The sequence below is a fragment of the Vibrio natriegens NBRC 15636 = ATCC 14048 = DSM 759 genome (assembly GCF_035621455.1).
Lineage (GTDB): Bacteria > Pseudomonadota > Gammaproteobacteria > Enterobacterales > Vibrionaceae > Vibrio > Vibrio natriegens.
The window spans coordinates 1,653,826-1,678,794 of sequence record NZ_CP141822.1 but is presented as its reverse complement, the minus strand read 5'-3'; the positions used below and the strand labels follow the sequence as shown (position 1 = coordinate 1,678,794).

The window sequence follows — 24,969 nt, the reverse complement described above, 5'->3', positions numbered from 1 at the left end:
ATACGTCCTTGATCTTAATGAGTTATCGTTTGTGACCGGTATGAAGTTTGTTTTCGAGCCATATCGAATAGCGAGACATGCCGAAACAAAATACCCAAAACACTAACGCGACAAATACATAACTTTCCGTCGCAAATCCGAGCCACTCAGGGTCGGTGTTTGCTGCTTGCCCAATGCCCAGTACATCAAACATACCGATGATCAGTACCAGACTGGTATCTTTAAACAGGCCGATGAAGGTATTCACGATAGAAGGAATCGTGATCTTCAGCGCCTGAGGTAAAATAATTAACCCTGTTTTCTTCCAGTAGCTTAAACCAAGTGCATCTGCTGCTTCGTATTGCCCTTTTGGAATCGCTTGTAAACCACCGCGGATCACCTCTGCCATATAGGCTGCGGCAAACATCACCACACCGATAAGTGCACGGATGAGTTTATCTGTCTCTGAACCTTCCGACATAAACAGTGGCAACATTACCGACGCCATGAATAAGACGGTGATTAGCGGCACACCACGCCATACTTCGATGTAGACAGTACACATGCTGCGAATAATTGGCATATCAGAGCGACGGCCCAGAGCTAAGACAATACCAATCGGTAACGAGACAACGATACCCACAAGCGCGATGATTAAGGTAACAAGTAATCCACCCCATTTATGAGTGTCGACCACCTCCAGTCCAAACACACCGCCGTACAGTAGACCGGCAACTAGGAATGGATAAACATTGACTAAAAATAGCCAAATCCACATGCGTTTTGGAGTTTTCTCATAAGCAACAAGCGCAGTCAGGATCGCTAGCGAGATATAAAACAGGCGAGGGCGCCACAGTTCAGCCTCTGGATAGAAGCCGTACATGAACTGATCCCAGCGTACGCTGATGAATACCCAGCACGCGCCTTCTCGGCTACATGCATCACGTGTTGTTCCTACCCAATCCGCGTTGATGAACGCCCAATCGACGATGTTCCACAAAGCAGTAAATGCTAAGTAGGCCAGAATAATGGTAACAATAGAGTTTACTGGTCCATTAAACAGGTTTTTACGCATCCAACCTACCGCACCGACCGTGTTTGATGGCGGTGGGAGATCAGGCTGAAATTGATGTGTACTCATATTATCTCTCCACCAGTGCTACTTTACGGTTGTACAGGTTCATTAACGCGGAAGTAATCAAACTTAACGCTAAGTAAACGCCCATTGTCATCGCGATGATCTCAATGGCTTGGCCTGTCTGGTTTAGGGTCGTGCCCGCAAACACAGACACAAGATCCGGATAGCCGATAGCCATTGCCAATGACGAGTTTTTGGTTAAGTTCAAATATTGACTGGTTAATGGAGGAATAATGATTCGCAGAGCTTGAGGAATGACCACAAGTTTTAGCGTTTTGGTACGCGGTAGACCAAGAGACATCGCCGCTTCAGTTTGACCATGGCTCACAGCGTTAATACCAGAACGCACGATTTCTGCGATAAATGTTGCGGTATAAACACTCAGCGCGACCAACAGAGCCGCAAGCTCAGGAATAATGCTGATGCCGCCTTGGAAGTTAAAGCCTTTTAGGGCTGGGTATTCCAGAGAGATAGGCATACCAACAAGGAAATAAACGACCAAAGGTAAGCCAACGACTAATCCTAAAGCAATTCGTCCCATCGGAGTTTGCTGGCCAGTCAGGCGCTGTTTGTTCTTCGCCCAAATAGAGATGGAGATAGTCGCAACCAGCCCGATAATAAACGCGGCGATAACAACACTACTGCCGTTTTCCAATATTGGAGCAGGGAGGTAGAGCCCTCGAACGTTTAAGAAGATAGCTTCGCCAAGGCTGATACTTTGTCGTGCTGAAGGCAATGCCTGCAAAACGGCGAAATACCAAAAGAAGATTTGTAGAAGAAGAGGGATATTTCGAAATGTCTCAATATATACCGCTGCTAAGCGGCTAACTAACCAGTTAGAAGAAAGACGAGCAATACCCATGGTGAAACCAATCACAGTTGCCAGGATAATACCCAACACTGAAACCAGCGCGGTGTTTAGTAAACCAATGACAAAAGTTCTGCCATAAGAATAGGTTTCGTTATATTCAATCAGCGTAAGGCCAATACCGAAGCCTGCTTCCTGATTAAGAAAATCAAAACCCGTAGCTATGCCTCGAGCATCTAAGTTATTTAGCGCGTTGTTGATGATGGTATAAAAGAAAAATACCAATGCAGCTACAGCAATGATCTGAAAAAGAGCGGAACGAAAAGCGGGATTATAAAATAGGCTTTTATTTCCACTTGGTTTGGACATCGTACTTAGCGATGCATCTTTAGTCGGTTCCATACAGCGTTAACCTCAAACCTTAGTTATAGATATCACTCTGCAGGAGTAAGGGGTTGTTACTGGCCGTTAAATCTGGTGCACCGGCAATGACAGACCATAAGCGTTGGTTTAACGCTATCAATCCTATTTATTACTGGGCTCAGCTATCACCAGTGGTGAGTTTCCTTACTCATCCAGATTAATAGACAACGAAAAAGGGCGGATTAACCGCCCTAAATAATTGTTTCTATCGGATAGGTGATGCGTACATGAAGCCACCTTCGTTCCATAGTGCGTTCACACCACGAGAAATATCAAGAGGTGAACCTTTACCAACAGTGCGCTCGAAGCTCTCACCATAGTTACCTACTTGCTTAACGATTTGGTAGCCCCAGTCGTCACGGATACCCAGACCTTTACCCTGAGGACCGTCTACACCAAGGATACGCTTGACGTTTGGATCTTCAGATTTCAACATCTCATCCGCATTCTTAGAAGTGATGCCGTACTCTTCCGCGTTAATCATCGCAGATAGGGTCCACTTGGCAATATTAAACCACTGGTCATCACCCTGACGAACAACAGGACCTAGAGGCTCTTTTGAAATGATTTCAGGAAGAACTGCTGCTGATGAAGGGTCTTGAAGGTTTAAACGCAGCGCGTACAGACCAGATTGGTCCGTTGTTAACACGTCACATCGACCAGAATCGAAACCTTTCGACGTTTGAGCGGCTGTATCAAATACTACAGGCTTGTAGCTCATGCCGTTATTACGGAAGTAATCCGCAAGGTTTAGCTCGGTCGTCGTACCTGATTGAACACAAACAGATGCGCCATCAAGCTCCTTAGCACTTGACAGACCAAGATCTTTCTTCACCATGAAACCTTGACCATCGTAGTAGTTTACGCCAACGAAGTTCAGGCCAAGAGCTGTATCACGGTGTAGTGTCCAGGTGGTGTTACGCGAAAGAACATCGATTTCACCAGATTGGAGTGCAGTGAAACGCTCTTTTGCAGTTAGAGGAACGTACTTCACTTTCGTTTTGTCCCCAAGAACGGCAGCAGCCAGTGCTTGGCAATATTCTACGTCGATACCTTCCCATTCACCTTTTGAGTTAGGGTTTGAGAAGCCCGGAAGACCAGTACTTACACCACAAGTAAGAAAACCTTGTTTTGTTACTTTGTCCAAAGTAGAGTCTGCAGCTTGTGCTGATGTTGCCATCATTGCAGTAGAAGCCGCTACGACGGAAGCAAGAATTGTTAGTTTATTTGCCATTTGTGTCCTTCCTGTATGATCCATGTTAAATCAATGTGACTTAAAATTAGCGTGTCCAATTTTGTGTTGTGTTATGTCCTACGTGATTGATTTTCGAAGAAACGGTATTCGAGCAACCAATCAAATATAAGCGTAGAAAAGGATCTGTGAATTCTCAAATATATAATTTAAATGGAATTTTAAGAGAACCTACAAAATTCCTCAGGTTTTAGAATGACGAAATGTTAATTGTTTGTAAATAGTGCAACTGGTATTCAAGATGGTGCATCAGAACATTCAACGAACAAGCGGGCGCAAATAGAGAATAAAACGTCGTTATTAAAACTGTCATTAGCTGACCTCAGCTATGTTCAGTTAAAATTCGAACAAAAATTATTTGTGTCAACGAAACAAGGTGATGACCATGCCCCATTTTTGGTAGCATGGTTTTTAATAGTTAATTAGTGTAATCAAAGGTTGAGATGCGATATTTTCCTCTGTTCTTAGACTTAATCAATAAACCAGTTCTCGTTGTTGGCGGCGGTGAAGTCGCGAGCCGAAAAGTTGAGGCCTTAATAAAGGCAGGGGCGGATGTCACAGTGGTTTCGCCTACCTTAGTTGACTATCTCGCTAAACTGGCGAAGGAGAATCAACTACATTGGATTCAGCGTTTCTATTCAAGTGACCTTGTCACAAAAGGCTTTATTCAGGTTTGGGCGACAACGGACAATCCAGATTTGAATCATCAGGTTTACAAAGATGCTAAAGCATTGGGCATTTTAGTGAATGTGGTCGATGACAAACCATACTGCGACTTCATTACCCCTTCGATGATCAATCGTGGGCGTATTCAGATAGCCATTTCGAGTGGTGGGGCGTCACCCGTTTTGATTCGTAATATTCGTGAAAAGTTAGAAATGATTCTTCCACAGAACATGGGTCTGATGGCTGACTTTGCAAACTCAAAGCGCAACTCGATTAAAGAGGCGTTACCAAGTGTCGATTTGCGTCGTAAATTTTGGGAGCAATTCTTTTCGAATCCTGATGTTGAAAATGCGCGTGACAATAGAGATTTAGAAACCATCTACAAAGCGACTATGGCATCGCCTCTTGATGAAAAGGGCAATTGCACTTGGATTCATGTGGGTAAAGACGTTGAAATGTTGCCAATTAAAGCGGTTCGTTACATGCAGCAAGCTGAACTGGCGTTATACTCGACGAAGTGTAAATCAGACGCGATGGAGCTGGTGAGAAGAGACGCCGAGAGAGAATCGTTTTCAAACGCCGCACAGTTATCTGACATGCTTGCGAAGGCAAAACAAGACAACTTACGCGTCTGTGTATTTATTCCTGAAGGAACCAGTGAATTCATGTTGCTGCAGGGACAAGATCTCGTGATCTAGAACTCGACCTAGAATATACAAAAACGCCGACGATGATTCGTCGGCGTTTTTCGTTTATTGCGCTAATGATTAATCGCGGAAGTTATTGAACTGGAAAGGTAGTCCTAGTTCTGCTTCACGAATAGCTGCCATGGTCGCTTGTAGGTCATCACGCTTTTTACCCGTGACGCGCACTTTATCACCTTGGATTGAAGCTTGTACTTTCAGCTTCGCATCTTTAATTAGCTTAACCACCTTTTTAGCCGTCGGCGTATCAATACCCTGGCGGAATACGATGTTCTGATGCCAGTTTTTGCCAGTCACTTCTGGTGTTTGAGAGTCCATAGCATTTGCATCGACATTACGTTTTGCTAGGTGACCACGTAAAATGTCGCGCATTTGTTTCAGCTGAAATTCGCCTTCAGCAGACATTTTTACATTTTCTTCTACTAGCTCAAAGCTCGCATTAACATTGCGGAAATCGAAACGAGTAGATAGTTCACGGTTAGCGTTATCAACGGCGTTACGTAGTTCAACCGTATCGATTTCTGAAATAATATCAAACGATGGCATGAAGATTCCTTGATTATCTTGTTATTAATTACTTAGTGGATTTTACAGCGTCAGCCAGCATATCTAGCATTGTCACTGTATCTTCCCAACTCAGGCAAGGGTCGGTAATTGATTGACCGTATGTCAGGTTGTTAATGTCAGTCATTGGCTGATTGCCTTCAATGATGAAGCTCTCTGCCATAATACCTGCAACGCGTGTGCTGCCAGACTTAATCTGTTGGCAGATATCTTTCGCGACATCAAGCTGCTTTCTGTGTTGCTTTTGGCAGTTAGCATGGCTGAAATCGACGATTAGGCGTTGCGGTAAGTCAAACTCGGCCAGTGCGTCACAAGCTTGTTTAACTGAAGCTTCGTCAAAGTTTGGACCTTTTTCGCCGCCACGTAAAATAATATGACCGAATGGGTTACCACTTGTGCGATAAACCGTCATACGACCGTGTTTATCTGGAGAGTAGAAGTAGTGTGACGCTTTAGAAGCACGAATCGCATCAATCGCGATTTTTACATTACCGTTGGTACCATTTTTAAAGCCTACCGGGCATGAGAGTGCAGATGCCATTTCTCGGTGAATTTGAGACTCAGTGGTACGTGCGCCGATAGCGCCCCAAGTGATCAGATCCGCAATGTATTGACCGGTAATCATATCAAGAAACTCAGTAGCGGTGGCAAGACCAAGCTTGTTGATATCCAGTAGCAGTTTACGCGCTTTATGAAGGCCAGCTTCTAACGCATAAGAACCGTCAAGGTTTGGATCGGTAATTAAGCCTTTCCAACCCACAACTGTACGCGGTTTTTCAAAGTAAGTACGCATGACAATAAATAGCTCGTCTTTGTACTTATCCTGGATTGCGCTCAGACGCGTAGCGTAGTCGATCGCGGCTTCTGTGTCGTGGACAGAGCAAGGGCCAACGATCGCAAGAAGACGCTTATCTTCACCCGTTAAGATTTTTTCAATCTGACGTCGAGATTGAGCAATACGGTCTGCAACGTCATCCGTAATAGGATATTCACTACCTAGCTCCGCTGGGGTAGGCATTGGACCCAAAGGTTGGGTTCTCAATTCATCTGTTTTTATAGGCATCTTATAGCTTTATTCTCTGTTGCGAAGGGGTAAAGATAACGGAATTACTGGCAGGAATAAACTGTTTCACGGGATTCTTCGCCTCTAAATCCCAAATAGCGTGAAACGCTTATAAGGTTGTTACTCTTTTATAACAACCTGAAAGCATACTATCACGAGATAGTTACGTAACGATTCACCACCAGCTACGGCGGTGTTGAACACAGTGGCAAAAACAGCAAGCGCTCTCAATACTTTAATTATCGATAAAGTCAGGTGAAATTAGCCTGTGTAGAAACGATAGTCTGTCTGGGTGACGCTGTCACTTTTTAATGTGTTTATGACGAATAATTTAGTAGGTAGATCAAGTTTTGTTAACAACTTTTTGACATTAAAACGAGCGTTTGATTAACTGACTGTGTTAGGTTGGTAAGGAGACCAAAATGTTATCTGCAGTACGTCGCGCAAACCTTTACTTGAAAGTATTCGGTTTCACTAAAGTTCCATTAATCTGGCTTTGTCGTCCAAAAATCATAGATATCGACGATAAGCATGTTGAAGTAAAAATTCCTCTGCGCAAAAGAACCAAAAACCACCTTAACAGCATGTATTTCGGTGCGTTAGCGGTTGGCGCTGATGTGGCGGGGGCTTTTTTGGCGATGAGTAAAGCTCAGGAGAAAGGTGAGCCGATTTCTTTGGCTTTTAAAGGCGTGAAGGCGGAGTTTTTAAAACGACCAGAAGCTGATGTTCATTTTATCTGTGATGATGGTCCTTTAATCGACGAAATGCTGGACTACACGCTGGAGACGGGTGAGCGTATCAATCGTGATGTAAAAATTACGGCACTTTGTCCGTCTCTTCATGGCGATGAGCCAATGGCAGAGTTTTACCTGACGCTTTCCATTAAAAAAGCAGCACAACAAAAAAAGAAGGCTGCTTAATCGTTAACTATTTTCGTTAGCTCAATTCGATTTTCTCAATCGATACTATCTTTGACCGGTTCAATACCACTTTCCAACGGTAGTACACGGGTTCATCAGTGTGGTTGTCTTCTTTGACGATCACATTGATGAGGTGACGTTTCTCAACCGATTCTTTGGTGACTTGACCTTCATTTAGGTGGTACACGCGGTTTGACCCTTTGTCCATTAATCGAATAATGGGTCTTAAGCTAATGTTTAGGGTTTGTCGCGTTTGCTCATAGCCACTTAAAAACATCGATGTCGCCATTTCCGTCTTTTCCTGATAGTGAAGAATCTGCTCTTCTCGCTGAACGACGCGTTTTTTACGGATCTGTTGAATCTTGTCCGGCAAGCTAGAAAGCGTTCTATAGTCGAGCCACTCTAACTTTTTCCCAACGACTTTCTTAGTGGTCGGGTCAATGTACTTCTTACGCCATTTGGGCTTTCCTTTACGTATCCAGCGCCACATGGCATCGCGAAGATCATCTTTAAAAATTTCGCGTAGGGCATAGATGAAGGACATGGCGATAATGAAGGATGCCGAAATTTCGCCCAAATAATCACGCGCGAGGATCACAGTTGATGTTACGACAACCATCACCAAACCGGTTGCGATACCTTTTATCGCACGTTTAACGTTTTTCCCCATTGAAACCGTTTGTTCACGCAGGACAACTGGGTGCTCGATAAGACGTCTCAACAGGCGCATTTTATTGGAGAGTCGCGTCACTTCATCGGTGACTTTGGGTGAGTTATATTTATTTAACTTACGATGTGCTTGCTCTTTTTCACACAGGGTAATCAAACGCTTCTTGATCGTGCTGTAATCGCCTTCTCGCGGCAAATGAGCGACGAGTGACAAGAATTTTTGCTCTGTGTACCACGACAAATAGTTGTCGATGTTAACGTAATAACGTTTGAGGTTCTCCTCAAAAGGAATACCACGACGAAGGCGTTTTAAAATCGCGATAGCCAATTCGATAACTTCATCAACTTCATCTTCCGTGACGGAGTTACTTTCTAGCTTATTCAAACTGGCAACGGCTTTGTCTAAGGCGATGACGTATTGATAAGCGAACAAACTCAAACTGACACGGTACTGTTGATTCGAGAGGCGTCCTCGCTTAGCCAGTCGGCTGTGAACCAAAGGAAGTAGAATCTCCGTACTGTAGTAGGAGCGCTGTTGTGTGATAGAGGTGTAATAGAATTCTGATTCACTGATGATGTCGGCACTTAAGCCAAGCTCACCAGGGACAAAGAAGTAAATATCAAGGTCGACACTTTTACTTTTTGCTAGCTCATGGCTGATTTTTAATGTGATTGAATCTTGTTTATCAACGGTGACCAAAAAAAGCTCCTGACTTTGCTAAAGCATTCTTACCCCGAAAATTGTGCGGTTCATATAAGTACCAGATTGCTAAGAGAATGATTGGGGTAGACAATAACAGCATAACAGAGCGATATGCTTTTCTCTCTGATTTTCTTGTTAGTTTAGGTATAATTCCACGTAAATTTAAAAAGAGACAAAATCAATGATTAAAATTGGTCAAATTAACAGCCTAGAAGTCATTAAAAAGGCGGATTTTGGCGTATTTCTGGATGGTGATGATTACGGTTCTGTTTTGCTGCCAAACAAACATGTCCCAGAGGGCACAGAAATTGGTGATAAAATCGACGTATTTTTATACTTTGATTCAGAAAGCCAACTGGCTGCGACCATTGAAACACCAGTCGCTCAAGTGGGCGAATGGGGCCTGATGAAGATCGAAGGTGTCAACAAGACAGGTGCTTTTGTTAATTGGGGTATCAAAGATAAAGATTTGCTCATTCCATTTAGCGAGCAGCGCACGCGTTTTTCTGCTGGTCAAACGATCTTAGTTTACGTGTACACCGATAAAGCGTCGGGTCGAATTGTTGGTACGACGAAGTTCAATAAGTGGTTGGATAAAACACCCGCTAACTACGAAATAAACGAGCAAGTCGATTTGATCATTGCTGAACGCAGTCAGCTTGGTTACAAAGCGATCGTAAACGGTAAACACTGGGGTATGATTTTCCCTTCAGATGTTTTCGGCAAACTGTATATTGGCAAAAAGCTGAAAGGTTTTATTAAGCAAATCCGAGAAGACGGCAAAATTGATCTGGCGTTACAAAAAGTCGGTGTCGCTAAGATGGATGACCTTTCTTGCAAGATCATTGAGCAGTTAGAGAAGAAGGGCGGTTTTCTCCCTCTTAATGATAAATCTTCTCCAGAAGCGATTTTTGAAGCATTTCGCACCAGTAAAGGCACGTACAAAAAAACCATTGGTGGTCTGTACAAGCAAGGTAAAATCGTTATCGAAAAAGACGGTATTCGCTTGGCATAGCGAGACGGCAAGGTACTTAAAATATAACTTTTCGAAATGAGAGAAAAAAAGCGGCCCAAACGCTTCCATTTTTTGGGCCTAGGGGAAATGGCTCCGAGGAGCCTACGCTAAAACCTTTTTAATCGCTTATTTTTGAGTGTTTGTTTGTGCAGCTATATAAGATGCAGTAATAATGCTCTGAGTTAATATATTTAGTTTAGTACAGGCCACTCGGAACGCTAGAGCGTGGCAGTGCATTAATACTCTTAATAAAAAAAGCCATCGTGTTTACGATGGCTTTTCTTTTATTTTTCGTTTAGTTGTGACGAGATAAAAAATATTAAAATAAGTTTTTATCTCGTACTAATTCTCTGGGTAGGCCGTTTTTAATACGATTGCTGACCCATTTTCCTAAGCCAATGATGGCTCCTTGATATTTGACAAACACTTCGCCTTTGCCAGTCTTTGCACCCTCAGGAACAGTTTGTGGGCGAACGTCACGTCCCATATACCACTCGCGAGCTTCATCTATTGTCAGCTCGATAGCATTGGTTTCTTTACCTGTGGCCAGAGCGGTCGCAACCTGATGCTGCCAACGGTAACCATTTTTGTGTGCTTCAGCGATTTTTATCCCCATCCGCGAGAAACGCAGCTCACCAATCATTGGCTCAAGTGCATTAGGGAATAACCAAACGTCCTTTTCGCGTAGCCAAACCGCACCGTCATCTGGAAGCTCAACGTCCAATGCTTTGTGAAGCTGATTAGCAATCTCAGCAGACTCTTTTTTCGATGCTTTGCTAAATGGGAATTTACCCATGCGCTTTTTCACCTTTGGCGCTTCCACCGAAGCGTGCTTACGAATGCGGGCGACAAAAAAACCTTCACAGTCGTAAACCTGAGGGAAGATATGTAAAAAGCCATCTTCGGTAAGAGCGGCTTTGGCATCTTCAAACAAATTTTCCAGACTTTCAAACTCTACAGCGTCACCAAAAGTGTTTTTTAAATGATGACAGACTTGCTGGTTTTCTTCTGTGCTTAAAGTGCAGGTGGAATAAACCAGGACACCGCCGGGTTTCAATGAGTGAAAGGCACTTTCAATGAGATCTTTCTGTGTATCCGCAATGTCTAAAACCGATTCTTGTGACCAGTTTTTCATTGCGTCTTCGTCTTTTCGAAGAGTACCTTCGCCAGAGCACGGTGCATCCAGTAAAACCGCATCGAATTGTTCTGGTAGCCAGCCTCCGAATACTCGGCCATCAAAGTTACTGAGCGCGGCGTTACGGACACCGCAACGTTCAATGTTTGCATGCAGAACTTTTACACGGCTTGCAGCGTACTCATTCGCAACGAGGACGCCTTCATTGTTCATTAGCGCTGCGATCTGTGTCGTTTTTGATCCCGGAGCCGCTGCGGTATCAAGAACAGCATGATAAGCCTCGTCGTTCATGAATAGGGCAGACACGGGCATCATTGAGCTAGCTTCCTGAATGTAGAATAATCCAGACATGTGCTCTGCAGTATTTCCTAATGGTACTTGTGACTCATCTGCGTCAATCCAAAAACCACTCTCGCACCAAGGTACAGGTGAAAGTTTCCAGCCTTTTTCTTCTGCTCGTTGGATAAACGCTTCGACACTTATCTTTAGTGTGTTGACGCGAATACTTTTACGTAATGGCTTTTGACAGGAAGAAACAAAGTCTTCCATGTTAAGGCCAGTAGGTAGGATGGTTTGGATTTTTTCCAGAAACGCGTCTGGGATGTATACATTAGGATGCAATGTGGAATCTCGTTTGCAGAATTTGCCGCAAATAATATACGAAAGTCGCGCAGAAACGAATAGCCACCGAACGTGGGGGATTAAAAAAGAGCAGCCAGTGCTGCTCTTTTATTGCCTTAAAACTGTAGCATAGGAATGTTAGCTATGGCTTAGGAATTGCTGTTCGCCATTGCAGCCAACTCTCTTCTGCCTGAGGGTAGAGGAAGAAGGTTTGGCCATTTTTAGCAGCAGGCAGAATTTGCGATTGTTCCGGTGTCGAAAAGGCGATTCCGCCACGCACAATACTATCAATGGTTCCCGCTTTGATATTGGCACCAGTAAGACCTATCGAGACATCGACGCCTGATACGTTCCAGAACACACTGTTCTGGCGCACAAGGTAGGCATACTCCGGTTTTAGTTTGATTGTTGTGACAATGCGATCGGCGAATTCGCCCAAGCGAACATCGGTCACCTGACCAACTTCCATTTGACGATACAAAATTGGCGTTCCAGCTTGTACTGAACCGCGTTGTTCACTTTGAAGTGTGAACATCACACCATGGACTTGATCAAATTGTTTCTCTAATTTGAAACTAAAAGCACCGTTACCTTTACCTGGTTTCACACTGATCGATTTCGAAACCAACGCGCCAAGGTTTTTCACCCCACCAAGGCCAATTTCTGGCTCAGTAAGCCAAAAGCGAGAACCTTCGACGGCAATGTCAGATACGTACTCAGGTAAAATACGCGCCGTTACTTCGACCAAATTGCGTCTGAAGTCTGGCACTACAAGGGTCACTTCACCCACAGTCACACCTTGGTAAGTGATAGGCATGCCTTTCACCACTTCTTGAGTGCCGTCCGTTGTCAGAGATATAACACGACCGAATTTGCGTGCGGTTTTTTGATCCTCATAGAGCTTCCAGCGGTCACCGATTTTGTTTTCAACGCCGGGAACAGAATCAAAGGCGATGCCACCTTGGATGAGCGATTTTAAAGGATGAGCTTTAACACTCACGCCTGCTAGGGATGCATCAATCTCAATACCTGAACGGTTCCAGAAAACCGTTTGAGAGGTCAAAAGGTGAGCAAAGCGATTTTCAATGCTCACCTGTATAACCACGCCGCCATCAACCAAATGAAAATCCGAGACGCTACCCACCGGTAGATTGCGGTAGAGTAGAGGACTGCCTTTTGAAACCGAAGGTAATTCAGGCGCAAATAGGGTAAGAACTTGAGAACCGCGGCGGTTGTTTTGCGCCAGTTCTGCTAACGATTCACTTTGGAACAGTTGATATTCGTTCTGAATACTCGCTGCGCCTGCGCTGACAAAACTGATAGAGCCTGTCAGTAGCTGTTTGGCAGGTGGTACGGTAACGCTTAGCCCAGACTCGGTCAGCTCAGCCGAAGCACTGCCTGTGACGTAGAATCGGTTGTTCGATTTGAGCAAGTGCTTGTACTCATGGTCAATGAGTACATCCATATAGACTTCATGTTGCGCTTGCTGGCCTTCCTCGACTAACCCAACTTTAATAATTGAGCCAACTACAATGCCTTTGTAGAGCACATTTGCGCCACTGTCCAAGCCAAATGAATTATCAGAAGTTAGCCTAATCGCTATCGATTTTTCTTGTTGCTGATTGAATACATTTTTACGGATAGCGGTGAACTGACGAGAGCGTTCGCCTTCACCGGGAACAATCGTTAGGTAGTTACCGCGCACCAGGTTGGCGATATTTTCGACGCCGGAAAGGGAAACCTTCGCCTCTTCCAAAACAAATCGAGTTCCGGTTGTCAGCATGTCACTGAATGCAGGCTGTACAGCCGCCGAGGCGATGATGACTTCACGGCCTTCAGAAAGGTTTAAGTCCGTCACCTGACCAATTTCGAGTCCGCGATACATGATAGGAGCACCTTCAGCACTCACTTTATTGTCATCGGGTAGTACAATTTTAACGGCAATGCCTCGTCCCGCGGTTTTCAAATCTTTATATAAACGGAACTGAGTATTTTCACCGACAGGTTCACCGTCATCAGGCGAATCCACGGCGATAGCGCCGCCAATAAGGGCACTCATACTCTCTAAGCGAACGTCGACACCACCAAAGCCAATGTTTGCTCCAATGCCACTTACGTTCCAGAAACGACTGCGATCGTTAATGATATGACGATATTGTTCCTGAATGTTTGCCTGAATGGTGATGGATTTAGCATCATCATCCAACTGATAGCTGTATACCGCGCCAATAGGGATCTTCTTATAAACGATTTGAGACCCAATCGAGACGCCACCCAAATCCCGGCTAGTCAGTTTGATGTTCAAACCTTGAGTCACACGTAGGTCCGTGGGAACAGTGTCGAGGGCATGAAAAACGGTTTCTAACTCGTCACTGTCGCCTGGTTGAATAGAAATGTAGTTACCAGAAACGAGCGCGTCCAAGCCGGAGATGCCACTGAGGCTGGCGGTTGGTTTTACAAGCCAAAAACGGGTGTTCTCATTCAGCAGTTTGATGGCTTCAGGGTAGATGTCGGCATCAACGTAGATGCTGCCCAAATCTTCGGTCAGGTTAATGTCACGAACCATACCGATTTCCATACCTTGATAACGGATGGTGGTTCTTCCAGCCACTAAGCCTGCTGCATCGGAAAAGTAGATTTGAATGCGCTGACCAGCATCGTGTATCGATTTCACCACCAGCCAGCCGGCTAAAACCATTGTCAAAATCGGCAGCAGCCATAGGGGAGATATGCCTTTACTCCTCTTAATGTCTGGCACGTATGACGTTTGAGAACTGTTCTGATCACTCATTCATTGACTCTTTTTCTGATTGTTTTTGGGGCTGGTCCCAGATTAACCTTGGGTCGATACTGTCTGCTGCTAGCATAGTAAACACCACGACTAAACCGAAGGCTACTGCGCCAAGCCCCGGTGTGAAGTCGAGTATCTGACCACGATCAATCAAGGTCATCATGATAGAAATAACAAACAAATCCATGACAGACCACTTACCGATCCATTTTACTGCGAAGTAAATCATCATTCTTTGTCGCCTGAACACCGTACGTCTGAATTTGATGCACAGCATGATGTAGGCAAGGCTGAGAATTTTGACCACGGGCACAACAATACTGGCGACAAAAATAATTGCCGCAATGCCGTACATACCGCTGTTTATCAATGACGCAACGCCGGAAAAAATAGTGTCTTCAAGGCGCTGGCCATTGGTTATCAAAATTGAAATAGGGATCAGGTTAGCCGGGAAAATCGCTACGGTTGCGGCAATCAGGTAAGCCCATGTTTTTTGAATTGAATGCGGCTTACGATGGTAAAGCTCGTGCTGGCAACGGTGACATGAGTCATTCTCAGGTTGCGACAAGTGACATTCATGGCAGTGCACATCTTTGTGTTCAAACTGGTAAGTGGCCTCTGGTTGCCACACTTCCCAGTAGCGACGCACGCTGATTCGGGAAACCAGAAGTACAGTAAATATCTGCAATAAGCCAAGGCCAATTAAACCCGGACCAACAAAAATGTCGGAATAGTCCTGCAGTTTGAAGCAGGCTACGGCGATACTGACCAAAAATACATCCAGCATTACCCAATGTTTAAGGTGCTGGATCAGCCAAAGAGAAACACGCAGCCCATTAAACCAACGCTTATGGATTGAAATATGGGCCGTGACGACAGAAACACAAACGGTAAGTGGCGCGATAGAGCTACAGAAAAGGATCAGTAGCGAAAGAAGCACGAAGCCTTCTTCCATCAAGGTAATCATTCCCGACGGTAAGGTTGCCGGAATCATAACGCCAAACAGCCTGATACTGATGAAATTAAAAAAGTGGGACGGAATAAATAACAGGATACACGTTACAGCGATGGCTAAATTGCCAGATAAACTGTGCTGTCCACCACGATACAATTGTGTACCGCAACGAGGGCAGTAGGCATGTCTACCTTGTGGTAACTCGACAATATCGACAGGAAGTTCGCAACCCTGACACAAGCGGACTCGGTTAGGTTTCATGGCGTGCTTAGACAGAGAGGCCATCACAACGACCTCTCTGAACAGAATGTTTTAAGCGTGGGACTGAATGCCACCATATAAGGTTTGATATAAGCCTTCCTGCTCAACTAACTCTCCATGGGTCCCGGTTTGTGTTACTTTTCCATCTTCAAGCACATAGATCAAATCGGCTTGTTTCACAGCAGACAGACGATGCGCGACAATTAAGGTTGTCCTGCCCCGCAAGAATTCTGTTAACGCCTTGTGCAGAGCAGCTTCTGTCGCTGTATCTAACGCAGACGTTGCTTCATCCAAAATAACAAATTGAGGGTTACTCAATACCATTCTGGCTATCGCGAGGCGCTGACGTTGTCCGCCTGATAATCGAATACCATTGCGGCCAATTTGTGTATCTAATCCGTGGTTTAACTGAGAAATGACATCTTGTAGCTGAGCGACATCTAACGCACGCCATAATGACATCTCATCGAAGTTACCACCGAGAGTCAGATTATGCCTTAAGGTATCGTTAAATAATATAGGTTGCTGTAATACCACGGCAATTTTATCACGAATCACGTCAAAGCCTATATCCTGCGTGAGCTCATCATTGTAACGAACGTGTCCGGAATTTTGCTGATATACGCCAATCAGTAGCTGAATTAATGTCGACTTACCACCGCCACTTGCGCCGACCAAAGCCACTTTCTTACCTGCAGGAATATGCAAAGAGAGGTTGTCCAGCACATTGTGCTCGCTGTTGTAAGAGAAATTGACGTTCTCTACTTTCACATCCACTTCGCGATCATCGGTGAAAGGGTTCACTTTTGACGGCGGTCGATGTTCTTCTTCCAGCAGAAGCAGATCGTTAATGCGTTTTAATGCTGCTTTGGCACTGTACCAGGAGAACTGGATACCAAGCAGCTCCTGAACAGGGGACAACATAAACCACAAATAGCCAAACACCGCAAAAATTTGGCCAATAGTCAGGTCACTAAACAGCACCATCAACATGGCCACTGCACGGAATAACTCAAAACCAATTAGGAACAGTAAGAAAGATACACGACCTGCCGCTTCAGATTGCCAGGCGTATTTATCTGCATCGACACGAACTTGATCGGCACTGTTTTTCAGTTGCTGAAGAAATTCTCTCTCTTTATTGGCGGCACGAAGCTGATAAATACCATCTAACGTTTCGACCAGGCGCGTTTGAAACAGCTCAAACGAGTGGTTTTCTTTACGCTTCAGGTGCTTGACCATGCTACCGAGTTTACGAGAGAAATAGATAACGACAGGGTTAACCAGCAAGATAAATAAACCTAATCGCCAGTCTAGCCAAAGAAGAACGATTGCAGTTCCTATAACGGTCAGTAAACTAACGACAAACTTCGCCAGAGTAGAGCCGATGAACTGGTCAATGGTTTCAATATCAGTGATCAAGTGAGCGTTGATACCGCCACTGCCTTTCGTCTCGTACTGGCGAATACTGATTCGGCCTAGTTTGTCGATCATCTTGCTGCGCATTTCGAAGGTAATCGTCTTCGATACCAGCGTGAATTGACGGCTTTGAACGATGTTGAGCGCTTGACTGGCTGCGCGCATAAGCACGACCAAAAACAGCGTAAAGAAAATATAGCCAGTAGGAGTGTGCCACGCTGCTGGAAGAACAGCATTCATAGCAGCTATGCCATTGGCGGGTTGATCCAATAAGACTTCATCCACCATCAGTGGCATAAGAAGAGGGATTGGAACACTAATCAAAGTTGCCAAAACAGCAATCAAGTTCGCTAGAATTAGCTTGGACTTGTGCTTTTTTACTTGTGTTATCAACCAAGAACGGCTAATAGTGTCATCTTTCTTAATCATTGTAATTGAGAATAAGTCCTATTATAAAGTAGGTCAGCATTTTAGCGTTAACCCATAAGAATGGAAGCGTTATAAATTAGTAGGAAGTTAATATGAACATAGAACAGTATCAAAGACTAACCAAGCAAGCCGCAGCACTCATTGAGTCAGAGCCAGATTTTATTGCCAACTTGGCAAACCTGAGCTCACTTCTATTTATGGAACTAGAAGATCTCAACTGGGCAGGCTTTTACCTTACTAAAGGGGACGAACTGGTTCTAGGTCCGTTCCAAGGTAAGCCAGCTTGTGTTCGCATCCCGATGGGGCGTGGAGTCTGTGGTACCGCAGCAAAAACTAACACCATACAAAGAGTATACGACGTACATGCGTTTGAAGGCCATATTGCTTGTGATGCGGCAAGTAATTCTGAAATTGTGATTCCGTTTACGATTAACGGAAAAGTAGCCGGAGTGTTAGATATCGATAGCCCAAGTATTGGCCGATTCAATGAAACGGATGAAGCAGGGCTTACTCATTTTATGTCTGAAGTAGAAAAGCTGCTTAATTCACACGCGAACAACGCATAAATTCGTCCACGAGTGTGGTTTTTCGTTGGCATCTCACTATAATACGAGAATATTTTTTCTTAATGCTCTGCGGAAAGCCGCTCAAACCAGGAACCCTCATGACTGAAAAGTTAAAAAACAGCAAAGAAGTTATCGCATATATTGCTGAATGTTTCCCTAAGTGCTTTACTTTAGAAGGTGAAGCAAAACCTCTGAAAATTGGTATTTTTCAAGATCTTGCGGAACGTCTAAATGAAGACGAAAAAGTAAGCAAAACTCAGCTTCGTGCAGCGTTAAGACAGTACACTTCATCATGGCGTTACCTACATGGTGTAAAACCAGGTGCGGTACGTGTAGATTTAGACGGCAACCCATGTGGTGAGCTAGAAGAAGAACACGTAGAACACGCTAAAGCAACACTTGCAGAAAGCAAAGCGAAAGTTCAAGCTCGTCGTAAAGAACAAGCACAGAAAGCTCGTGAAGAGGGTAAGGCGAAAGCAAAACCTGCGGCTAAAAAGCCTCAACAGCCTCGTCGTACTAATAAACCTAAAGCACAGAAACCAACTCAGCCTGTAGAAACACGCGCGCTAAACGCTGACGAAATCACCGTAGGCAACGCAGTAAATGTGAACATGGGCAAAGGTAACATGGCAGCGACCATTGTTGAAATCAATAAGGATGATGTACGTGTTCAACTTGCTAACGGCCTACAAATGGTTGTAAAAGCGGAGCACTTGCGCGCATAAGGGAGATACTCCTACGCATGAATTGCCGTTCAAAAGTGACCCTGATCGCTGCTAGCTTATTGCTAGCAGCATCAGCTCAGGCTCTAGAAGCCAAACTACACAAAGATGACTTGCCGGTGCTCACTCCTGAAGTTCAGCACGAAACGGCCAGCAAGAGAGTCACCTCTCGATTCACCCGCTCTCATTACAAGCATTTCAGTCTCGATGACGATTTCTCTAAAGCGATTTTTGAACGCTATGTAGAAATGCTTGATTATAATCGAAATATTTTCACTCAAGCTGATATAGACGCCTTCAAAGATTGGTCTGTAGAGCTGGATGATCAGCTTAAAGCTGGCAATAACCAGATCGCATTCGATGTCTATAATCTGTCTATGCAAAAACGTTTCGAGCGTTTTGCTTATGCGTTGACCTTGCTCGACAACGAAATCAAATTTGATAACGATGATCAGATCGAACTTGATCGTTCAGAAGCAGCATGGCCAAAAAATGAGTCGGAAATTAATGAGTTATGGCGAAAACGTGTTAAGTATGACGCGCTCAATCTGAAACTGACTGGCAAAGAGTGGCCAGAGATAAAAGAAGTTTTAGAGAAGCGTTATAACAACGCAATGAAGCGAATCACTCAAACCAATAACGAAGACGCATTCCAGCTCTACATGAATGCCTTCGCAAGACAAGTCGATCCTCATACTAGCTACCTTTCTCCACGCAACGCAGAACAGTTCCAGTCAGAAATGAACCTTTCACTGGAAGGTATTGGTGCCGTTTTGCAAATGACGGATGATTACACTGTTATTCGTTCACTCGTGGTTGGCGGCCCAGCTTCAAAGAGCAAACAGCTTGGTGAAGGTGACCGCATTATTGGGGTTGGTCAAGATGGCGAAGAGATTGTCGACATTATTGGCTGGCGTTTAGACGATGTGGTTCAGTTAATCAAAGGGCCAAAAGGTACCAAGGTTAACCTTCAGATATTGCCAGAAGGCGCTGGAGCCAAGAGTTACATTGTCACAATTGTTCGAGACAAAGTACGCTTGGAAGACCGAGCTGTTAAGTCAGAAGTGATCGAGAAGAACGGCAAGAAAATTGGCGTTTTGGAAGTACCGAGTTTTTACGTCGGTTTGTCTAACGATACGGACAAATTGCTGGCGGAATTTAAAACCAAGAATGTGGACGGCGTGATTGTCGACTTGCGTAACAACGGTGGCGGTGCTTTAACAGAAGCAACGGCGCTGACGGGACTGTTCATCAAAGAAGGCCCGGTCGTACAAGTTCGCGATAGCTATGGTCGAATCAAGGTCAATGCGGATACTGATGGACAAATCAGTTACGATGGTCCTTTAACGGTGCTGATTAACCGTTATAGTGCGTCTGCTTCGGAAATCTTTGCCGCAGCGATGCAAGATTATAATCGCGCTATCATTCTTGGTGAGAACTCGTTTGGTAAGGGAACTGTCCAGCAGCACCGCTCGTTGAACCATATCTATGACCTTTTTGATAAAGAGCTAGGGTATGTTCAATACACAATTCAGAAGTTCTACCGTATTGATGGTGGTAGTACTCAGAATCGTGGGGTAGCGCCGGATATTGCTTATCCAACGCCAATCGAAGCTTCTGAAACCGGTGAAAGTGTCGAAGAGAACGCGCTACCTTGGGATAGCATCGATAAAGCGAGTTACACAATGTATCCGGACAACGATACGTTGGTAGCGAGTTTGACAAAGCTGCATAACAAGCGCATCGCGGATGAAATGGAATTCCGATTCATCAACGAAGACATTGAGAAATATCGTCAAGATAAAGACAACAACTTTTTGTCGCTCAATGAAAAAGTGCGCAAAGCGGAGCAAGACTCTGAAGACAAGCTTCGTCTGGAGCGCATTAATGAACGTCAGGCATTACTAGGCAAAAAGGCATTTAAGTCGTTAGATGATGTGCCTAAAGACTACGAAGCCCCAGACGTTTATCTCGATGAATCTGTCTCAATTATGATTGATATGTTGAAACCAACTGATCAGTCATAACGACTAAACATTCAATACTACAAGAGCGAGTCCTTATGACTCGCTCTTTTTTTCTATCTTTTTATCTTCATTTCCCAGCCATATTGAGATAAATATGCGCTTTTTTTGTACAAACAATTTACGTGATGAATCTCAAATATTTCGCGAAACAGATGACTAAAGCCTAAGCTAAAAGAAAACGATAAGGATGCCGATATGAAATGGTTCTTTATTTTACTTAGTTTTTTTTGCTTTAGCGCGTACAGCGCCGACAACGCTCGTGAAGAAGAATTAAGTCACTTTGACACCCCGTTTTTAATCGGGGATTGGTATTTGCTGAATCAGAATTCAGGAGAGTCTGCGGAAAACTTTCGCGCCATCAAACTGTCTTTGGGTTCTGACTATATGTTCTCCATTGATATCCAGAAAAAGGACTATTCTGTTGATCATTGGGAAGGGATGTACAATGTCAACGAAGATACGATTGTTCTTGGCCTGAATACGGATGAGCCCCAAATCTATGCGTACCGGAATAACCACAACACGCTTGATCTCAATGGTGTCACCTTCACCAAGGGTCTATCGAATGCGCTTGCAGGCATTTGGTCTAGCTCTCACGTCTCTGGAGATGGCCTTGCCGCAAGTAAGATCAGCCACATGGACTTGATTCTCCAACCCGACTTCGTTTTTCTATTCCGCGTTTCTAATGAGGCCGGGAAAGAATCAGTGAAACAGGGTGTCTTTTATACCGAGGATGAGTACCTAGTTCTTTTGTATGAAAACGGCGAGCATGGAACCACTTATAAACTCAACAAAAACGAATTGACGATAGAAGACTCAAATGGTGATATGTACGCGGTTTTAAATAGAGTTACACAATAACAACTATCTATAATTCTTCACCGTGATGTAAGCCTAGTGAATGCAAGTAATGTTGTATAAATGTTAACCATAAAGTAGAGCTAGTACACTATTAGCTCTATTTTTTGGTGTAAAGGCTTGTATTTTGATACCACAAGCACTACTAATAGCTTATATAGTGATACCACTTCGATGTTTTAGTCATTAAAGAAGTGGTTTTTTATTCTTCGACAGACAAGGATTTATGGACATGTCCCAAGCTCCTCAAGCTAAATATCGTAAAGATTATCAAGCGCCATCTCATATTATTACCGACATTGATCTCACGTTTGATCTATTCGATAACGACACTATCGTTACTGCGGTATCGAAAGTCATTCAAAAAGGTGAACTCACAACATTGGAGTTAGATGGCGAAGGGCTGGAGCTTCGTTCTGTCAAAGTGAATGGAGAAGACTGGGCTCATCATGAAGTGAAAGAAGCCTCTCTGGTTCTTTCTGATCTACCAGCTGAATTTGAACTTGAGATCATTACTAAGATTGATCCTGAAGCGAATACGGCACTTGAAGGTTTATACAAATCTGGTGGTGCTTTCTGTACTCAGTGTGAAGCCGAAGGTTTCCGTCGCATCACGTATTACCTGGATCGCCCAGACGTATTGGCAAAATACACGACGAAAGTGATTGCCGATAAAGGGACATACCCTTACTTGCTGAGCAACGGTAACCGTATTGCAGAAGGTGACGCAGAAAATGGCCGCCACTGGGTACAATGGCAGGACCCACACCCGAAACCAGCATACTTATTTGCACTGGTTGCTGGTGATTTTGATGTACTGCGTGACAACTACACCACTATGTCTGGTCGCAATGTCGAGTTAGAGATCTTTGTTGATAAAGGTAACTTGGATCGTGCGCCGCATGCCATGACGTCACTGATCAATTCAATGAAGTGGGACGAAGAACGCTTTGGCCTGGAGTATGACCTAGACATTTACATGATCGTGGCTGTGGATTTCTTCAATATGGGCGCGATGGAAAACAAAGGTCTGAACATCTTTAACTCGAAGTTCGTTCTAGCCAACGACCAAACGGCAACTGACCGCGATTATCTGGGAATTGAAGCCGTAATTGGTCATGAGTACTTCCATAACTGGACGGGTAACCGCGTGACTTGTCGCGATTGGTTCCAGTTAAGTCTAAAAGAAGGCTTAACAGTTTTCCGTGATCAGGAATTTTCGTCAGATCTTGGCTCTCGCGCTGTTAACCGTATCGATAATGTTCGTATTATCCGTGGTCCTCAGTTTGCTGAAGATTCGAGCCCGATGTCGCACCCAATTCGTCCAGATAAAGTTATCGAGATGAATAACTTTTACACGCTCACTGTTTATGAGAAAGGCAGTGAAGTCATTCGCATGTATCACACATTGCTAGGCGAGGAAGGTTTCCAAAAAGGCATGAAGCTTTACTTTGAGCGTCATGATGGCACAGCTGCAACATGTGAAGACTTTGTATCGGCGATGGAAGATGCAACAGGCGTTGACCTACAACAATTCCGCTTATGGTACAGCCAATCGGGTACACCAACATTGCGCGTGAACAGCGAGTACAATGCTGACGCGAAAACTTACGCGCTAACCGTTGAGCAGTTTACCGAGGCAACGCATGATCAAGCGGAAAAACAAGCGCTGCATATTCCATTTGATATTGAATTGTACGACGACAAAGGTCAGGTGATTCCATTGATTATCAATGGTGAGTCTGTTCACAATGTTCTAGACATCAAACAAGACAAACAGACTTTCGTGTTTGAAAATGTCGATGTTAAACCAGTACCATCATTGCTACGCGAGTTCTCCGCACCAGTAAAACTGGAATACGGTTACAGCGATGAAGAACTGATCTTCCTGATGAAACATGCCACGAACGATTTCGCACGTTGGGATGCAAGCCAAATGTTGCTGGCGAAATACATCCGTCAAAACGTCGTGAACGTTCAAGCGGGCAAGGAAGTTAAACTTTCTGAAGAGTTGATCGACGCGTTCCGTGGCGTATTGCTTGATGCCAACCTGGAACCAGCGTTCATCGCACAGGTGTTATCATTGCCTTCTATCAATGAAATTACCGGTTGGTACCAACAGATTGATATCGATGCGGTTGATACCGTACTCAATAGCATTACACTGTCACTTTCTAAAGAATTAGAAGATGAACTAAGTGCAACCTACCATACATTGAAGCAAGCGGATTACTCTATCGAGCATGATGCTATTGGTAAGCGTGCGTTGCGCAATCAGTGCCTTCAGTTCCTTGCGCATACTGAAAATGGCAACCAACTTGTACAGGAGCAATATGCATCTGCAAACAACATGACAGATACCATTGCTGCGATGACGGCTGCCAATAATGCACAGCTTGAATGTCGTGAAACGTTGATGGCGGATTACAGCGATAAGTGGAAACACGATGGTTTGGTTATGGACAAGTGGTTTGTACTGCAAGGTAGCAACCCAGCTGAAGATGCACTTGAGAAAGTAAAAGCAACCATGTCACACGAAGCATTCAGTTTGAAAAACCCGAACCGCATTCGTAGCTTGATCGGTTCGTTCTTGAGTGCAAACCCAGTGCATTTCCATGATAAGGCAGGTTCAGGCTATCTGTTTGCGGGTGAGATTCTGCGTCAGTTGAATGACACCAACCCGCAAGTGGCATCGCGTCTGATTGATCCGCTACTTAAGTTCCGTAAATACGATGAAAGTCGCCAAGCGCTGATTCGTGCAGAACTTGAAAAACTGAAAGCGATGGATAATCTTGCCAAAGACTTGTTTGAAAAAGTCACCAAGGCACTAGACGAATAGTCATCAAACGAATAGGGTGGTCTGAGTGACCACCCTTTTTTTATTAACGTTTTACCTAATGAAGTACTACTATTTCTCACTCAACATTCCATATCAGACATTTCGTTCACATTATTCTGGTGTTTCAAACACGATCCAAGTTGTGACTCACAACGGTTTAAGACTTCAGTTATCAGCGGCTAAATTCAGACCATTTCTTACTCAATTGGGCATTAGAGGGCAGTTTAGGCTAACAACTGACCAAAATAACAAGTTTATTAAGTTGGAAACTCTGTGAGGTAAGATATTTCTAGATGTTTAAATAGGTATCTTAGTCACAGAATCAGACATTTCACCTCATACCACTACTAATAGTTGTTAAACATTTGTAATTATCCTTTTACAATGGGTCGTATGCATTACCAATGCTTAGTTTCAGGGAAGTTATCCCTTTGCTAAGTCC

General features: G+C 44.2%; 20 protein-coding genes. 10 read left to right on the top strand and 10 right to left on the bottom strand.

Annotated elements, in window-relative coordinates:
* Positions 1 to 22: 22 nt before the first annotated feature.
* Together VER99_RS07665 and VER99_RS07660 are read right to left on the bottom strand one after the other, a co-directional pair.
* Positions 23 to 1,120 (bottom strand): amino acid ABC transporter permease, encoded by a 1,098-nt coding sequence (locus VER99_RS07665; RefSeq protein ID WP_020333315.1) that lies wholly within the window; start codon positions 1,118 to 1,120, stop codon positions 23 to 25.
* A gap of 1 nt (position 1,121) precedes the next feature.
* Positions 1,122 to 2,327: an amino acid ABC transporter permease gene (locus VER99_RS07660; protein ID WP_014231907.1), complete on the bottom strand. Its 1,206-nt coding sequence runs from the start codon at positions 2,325 to 2,327 to the stop codon at positions 1,122 to 1,124.
* A 53-nt stretch (positions 2,328 to 2,380) separates the two neighbouring features.
* Between VER99_RS07660 and VER99_RS07655 the strand changes: the two genes are divergently transcribed.
* Positions 2,381 to 2,509, top strand: a complete 129-nt coding sequence (locus VER99_RS07655) for a hypothetical protein (RefSeq protein ID WP_255212190.1) — start codon at positions 2,381 to 2,383, stop codon at positions 2,507 to 2,509.
* A gap of 44 nt (positions 2,510 to 2,553) precedes the next feature.
* Here VER99_RS07655 and VER99_RS07650 read toward each other — a convergent pair whose 3' ends face one another.
* Positions 2,554 to 3,582, bottom strand: coding sequence for an amino acid ABC transporter substrate-binding protein (locus VER99_RS07650; protein WP_020333314.1), 1,029 nt, complete (start codon positions 3,580 to 3,582; stop codon positions 2,554 to 2,556).
* Positions 3,583 to 4,043: 461 nt separating this feature from the next.
* Between VER99_RS07650 and VER99_RS07645 the strand changes: the two genes are divergently transcribed.
* A complete protein-coding gene (locus VER99_RS07645) occupies positions 4,044 to 4,964 on the top strand; it encodes a precorrin-2 dehydrogenase/sirohydrochlorin ferrochelatase family protein (protein ID WP_020333312.1) in 921 nt (306 codons plus the stop codon).
* A gap of 69 nt (positions 4,965 to 5,033) precedes the next feature.
* Here VER99_RS07645 and VER99_RS07640 read toward each other — a convergent pair whose 3' ends face one another.
* Both VER99_RS07640 and VER99_RS07635 read right to left on the bottom strand, forming a co-directional pair.
* A complete protein-coding gene (locus tag VER99_RS07640; RefSeq protein ID WP_014231903.1) occupies positions 5,034 to 5,516 on the bottom strand; it encodes a YajQ family cyclic di-GMP-binding protein in 483 nt (160 codons plus the stop codon).
* A 28-nt stretch (positions 5,517 to 5,544) separates the two neighbouring features.
* Entirely contained in the window at positions 5,545 to 6,597 is a 1,053-nt protein-coding gene (locus tag VER99_RS07635; RefSeq protein WP_020333311.1) for a 3-deoxy-7-phosphoheptulonate synthase, read from the bottom strand.
* A 422-nt stretch (positions 6,598 to 7,019) separates the two neighbouring features.
* On the opposite strand from VER99_RS07635, the gene VER99_RS07630 reads away from it, so the two are divergent.
* Positions 7,020 to 7,517: a PaaI family thioesterase gene (locus tag VER99_RS07630; RefSeq protein WP_014231901.1), complete on the top strand. Its 498-nt coding sequence runs from the start codon at positions 7,020 to 7,022 to the stop codon at positions 7,515 to 7,517.
* A 16-nt stretch (positions 7,518 to 7,533) separates the two neighbouring features.
* On the opposite strand, the gene VER99_RS07625 is transcribed toward VER99_RS07630, so the two are convergent.
* Positions 7,534 to 8,886, bottom strand: coding sequence for a hypothetical protein (locus VER99_RS07625; RefSeq protein ID WP_020333309.1), 1,353 nt, complete (start codon positions 8,884 to 8,886; stop codon positions 7,534 to 7,536).
* A gap of 184 nt (positions 8,887 to 9,070) precedes the next feature.
* Here VER99_RS07625 and VER99_RS07620 point away from each other — a divergent pair, with 184 nt between their 5' ends.
* Positions 9,071 to 9,904 carry a CvfB family protein gene (locus tag VER99_RS07620; RefSeq protein ID WP_014231899.1) on the top strand — a complete coding sequence of 278 codons (834 nt, stop codon included), beginning with the start codon at positions 9,071 to 9,073 and terminating at the stop codon, positions 9,902 to 9,904.
* Positions 9,905 to 10,223: 319 nt separating this feature from the next.
* Here VER99_RS07620 and rsmF read toward each other — a convergent pair whose 3' ends face one another.
* The 4 genes from rsmF to VER99_RS07600 form a co-directional block, all read right to left on the bottom strand.
* Complete coding sequence (gene rsmF, locus VER99_RS07615) at positions 10,224 to 11,660, bottom strand: 16S rRNA (cytosine(1407)-C(5))-methyltransferase RsmF (protein WP_020333308.1); 1,437 nt, start codon at positions 11,658 to 11,660, stop codon at positions 10,224 to 10,226.
* Positions 11,661 to 11,802: 142 nt separating this feature from the next.
* Positions 11,803 to 14,451 carry an MlaD family protein gene (locus tag VER99_RS07610; RefSeq protein ID WP_020333307.1) on the bottom strand — a complete coding sequence of 883 codons (2,649 nt, stop codon included), beginning with the start codon at positions 14,449 to 14,451 and terminating at the stop codon, positions 11,803 to 11,805.
* Positions 14,444 to 15,691 (bottom strand): paraquat-inducible protein A, encoded by a 1,248-nt coding sequence (locus tag VER99_RS07605; protein WP_020333306.1) that lies wholly within the window; start codon positions 15,689 to 15,691, stop codon positions 14,444 to 14,446. The genes VER99_RS07610 and VER99_RS07605 overlap by 8 nt, the downstream gene beginning before the upstream one ends.
* A gap of 27 nt (positions 15,692 to 15,718) precedes the next feature.
* The gene (locus tag VER99_RS07600; RefSeq protein ID WP_020333305.1) at positions 15,719 to 17,515 is read right to left on the bottom strand and encodes an ABC transporter ATP-binding protein; all 1,797 of its coding nucleotides are present in this window, start codon (positions 17,513 to 17,515) and stop codon (positions 15,719 to 15,721) included.
* Between the two features lie 92 nt (positions 17,516 to 17,607).
* Here VER99_RS07600 and VER99_RS07595 point away from each other — a divergent pair, with 92 nt between their 5' ends.
* From VER99_RS07595 to VER99_RS07570, 6 genes are all read left to right on the top strand, one after another.
* The gene (locus VER99_RS07595) at positions 17,608 to 18,081 is read left to right on the top strand and encodes a GAF domain-containing protein (RefSeq protein ID WP_014231894.1); all 474 of its coding nucleotides are present in this window, start codon (positions 17,608 to 17,610) and stop codon (positions 18,079 to 18,081) included.
* 98 nt (positions 18,082 to 18,179) lie between these two features.
* Complete coding sequence (gene proQ / locus VER99_RS07590) at positions 18,180 to 18,806, top strand: RNA chaperone ProQ (protein ID WP_014231893.1); 627 nt, start codon at positions 18,180 to 18,182, stop codon at positions 18,804 to 18,806.
* 17 nt (positions 18,807 to 18,823) lie between these two features.
* On the top strand, positions 18,824 to 20,830 hold the full coding sequence (gene prc, locus VER99_RS07585; protein ID WP_014231892.1) for a carboxy terminal-processing peptidase: 2,007 nt from the start codon (positions 18,824 to 18,826) through the stop codon (positions 20,828 to 20,830).
* A gap of 195 nt (positions 20,831 to 21,025) precedes the next feature.
* The gene (locus VER99_RS07580) at positions 21,026 to 21,691 is read left to right on the top strand and encodes a hypothetical protein (protein ID WP_014231891.1); all 666 of its coding nucleotides are present in this window, start codon (positions 21,026 to 21,028) and stop codon (positions 21,689 to 21,691) included.
* A gap of 229 nt (positions 21,692 to 21,920) precedes the next feature.
* Complete coding sequence (pepN, locus tag VER99_RS07575) at positions 21,921 to 24,527, top strand: aminopeptidase N (RefSeq protein WP_020333304.1); 2,607 nt, start codon at positions 21,921 to 21,923, stop codon at positions 24,525 to 24,527.
* 58 nt (positions 24,528 to 24,585) lie between these two features.
* The gene (locus VER99_RS07570; protein WP_014231889.1) at positions 24,586 to 24,804 is read left to right on the top strand and encodes a DUF2835 domain-containing protein; all 219 of its coding nucleotides are present in this window, start codon (positions 24,586 to 24,588) and stop codon (positions 24,802 to 24,804) included.
* Positions 24,805 to 24,969 lie beyond the last annotated feature (165 nt).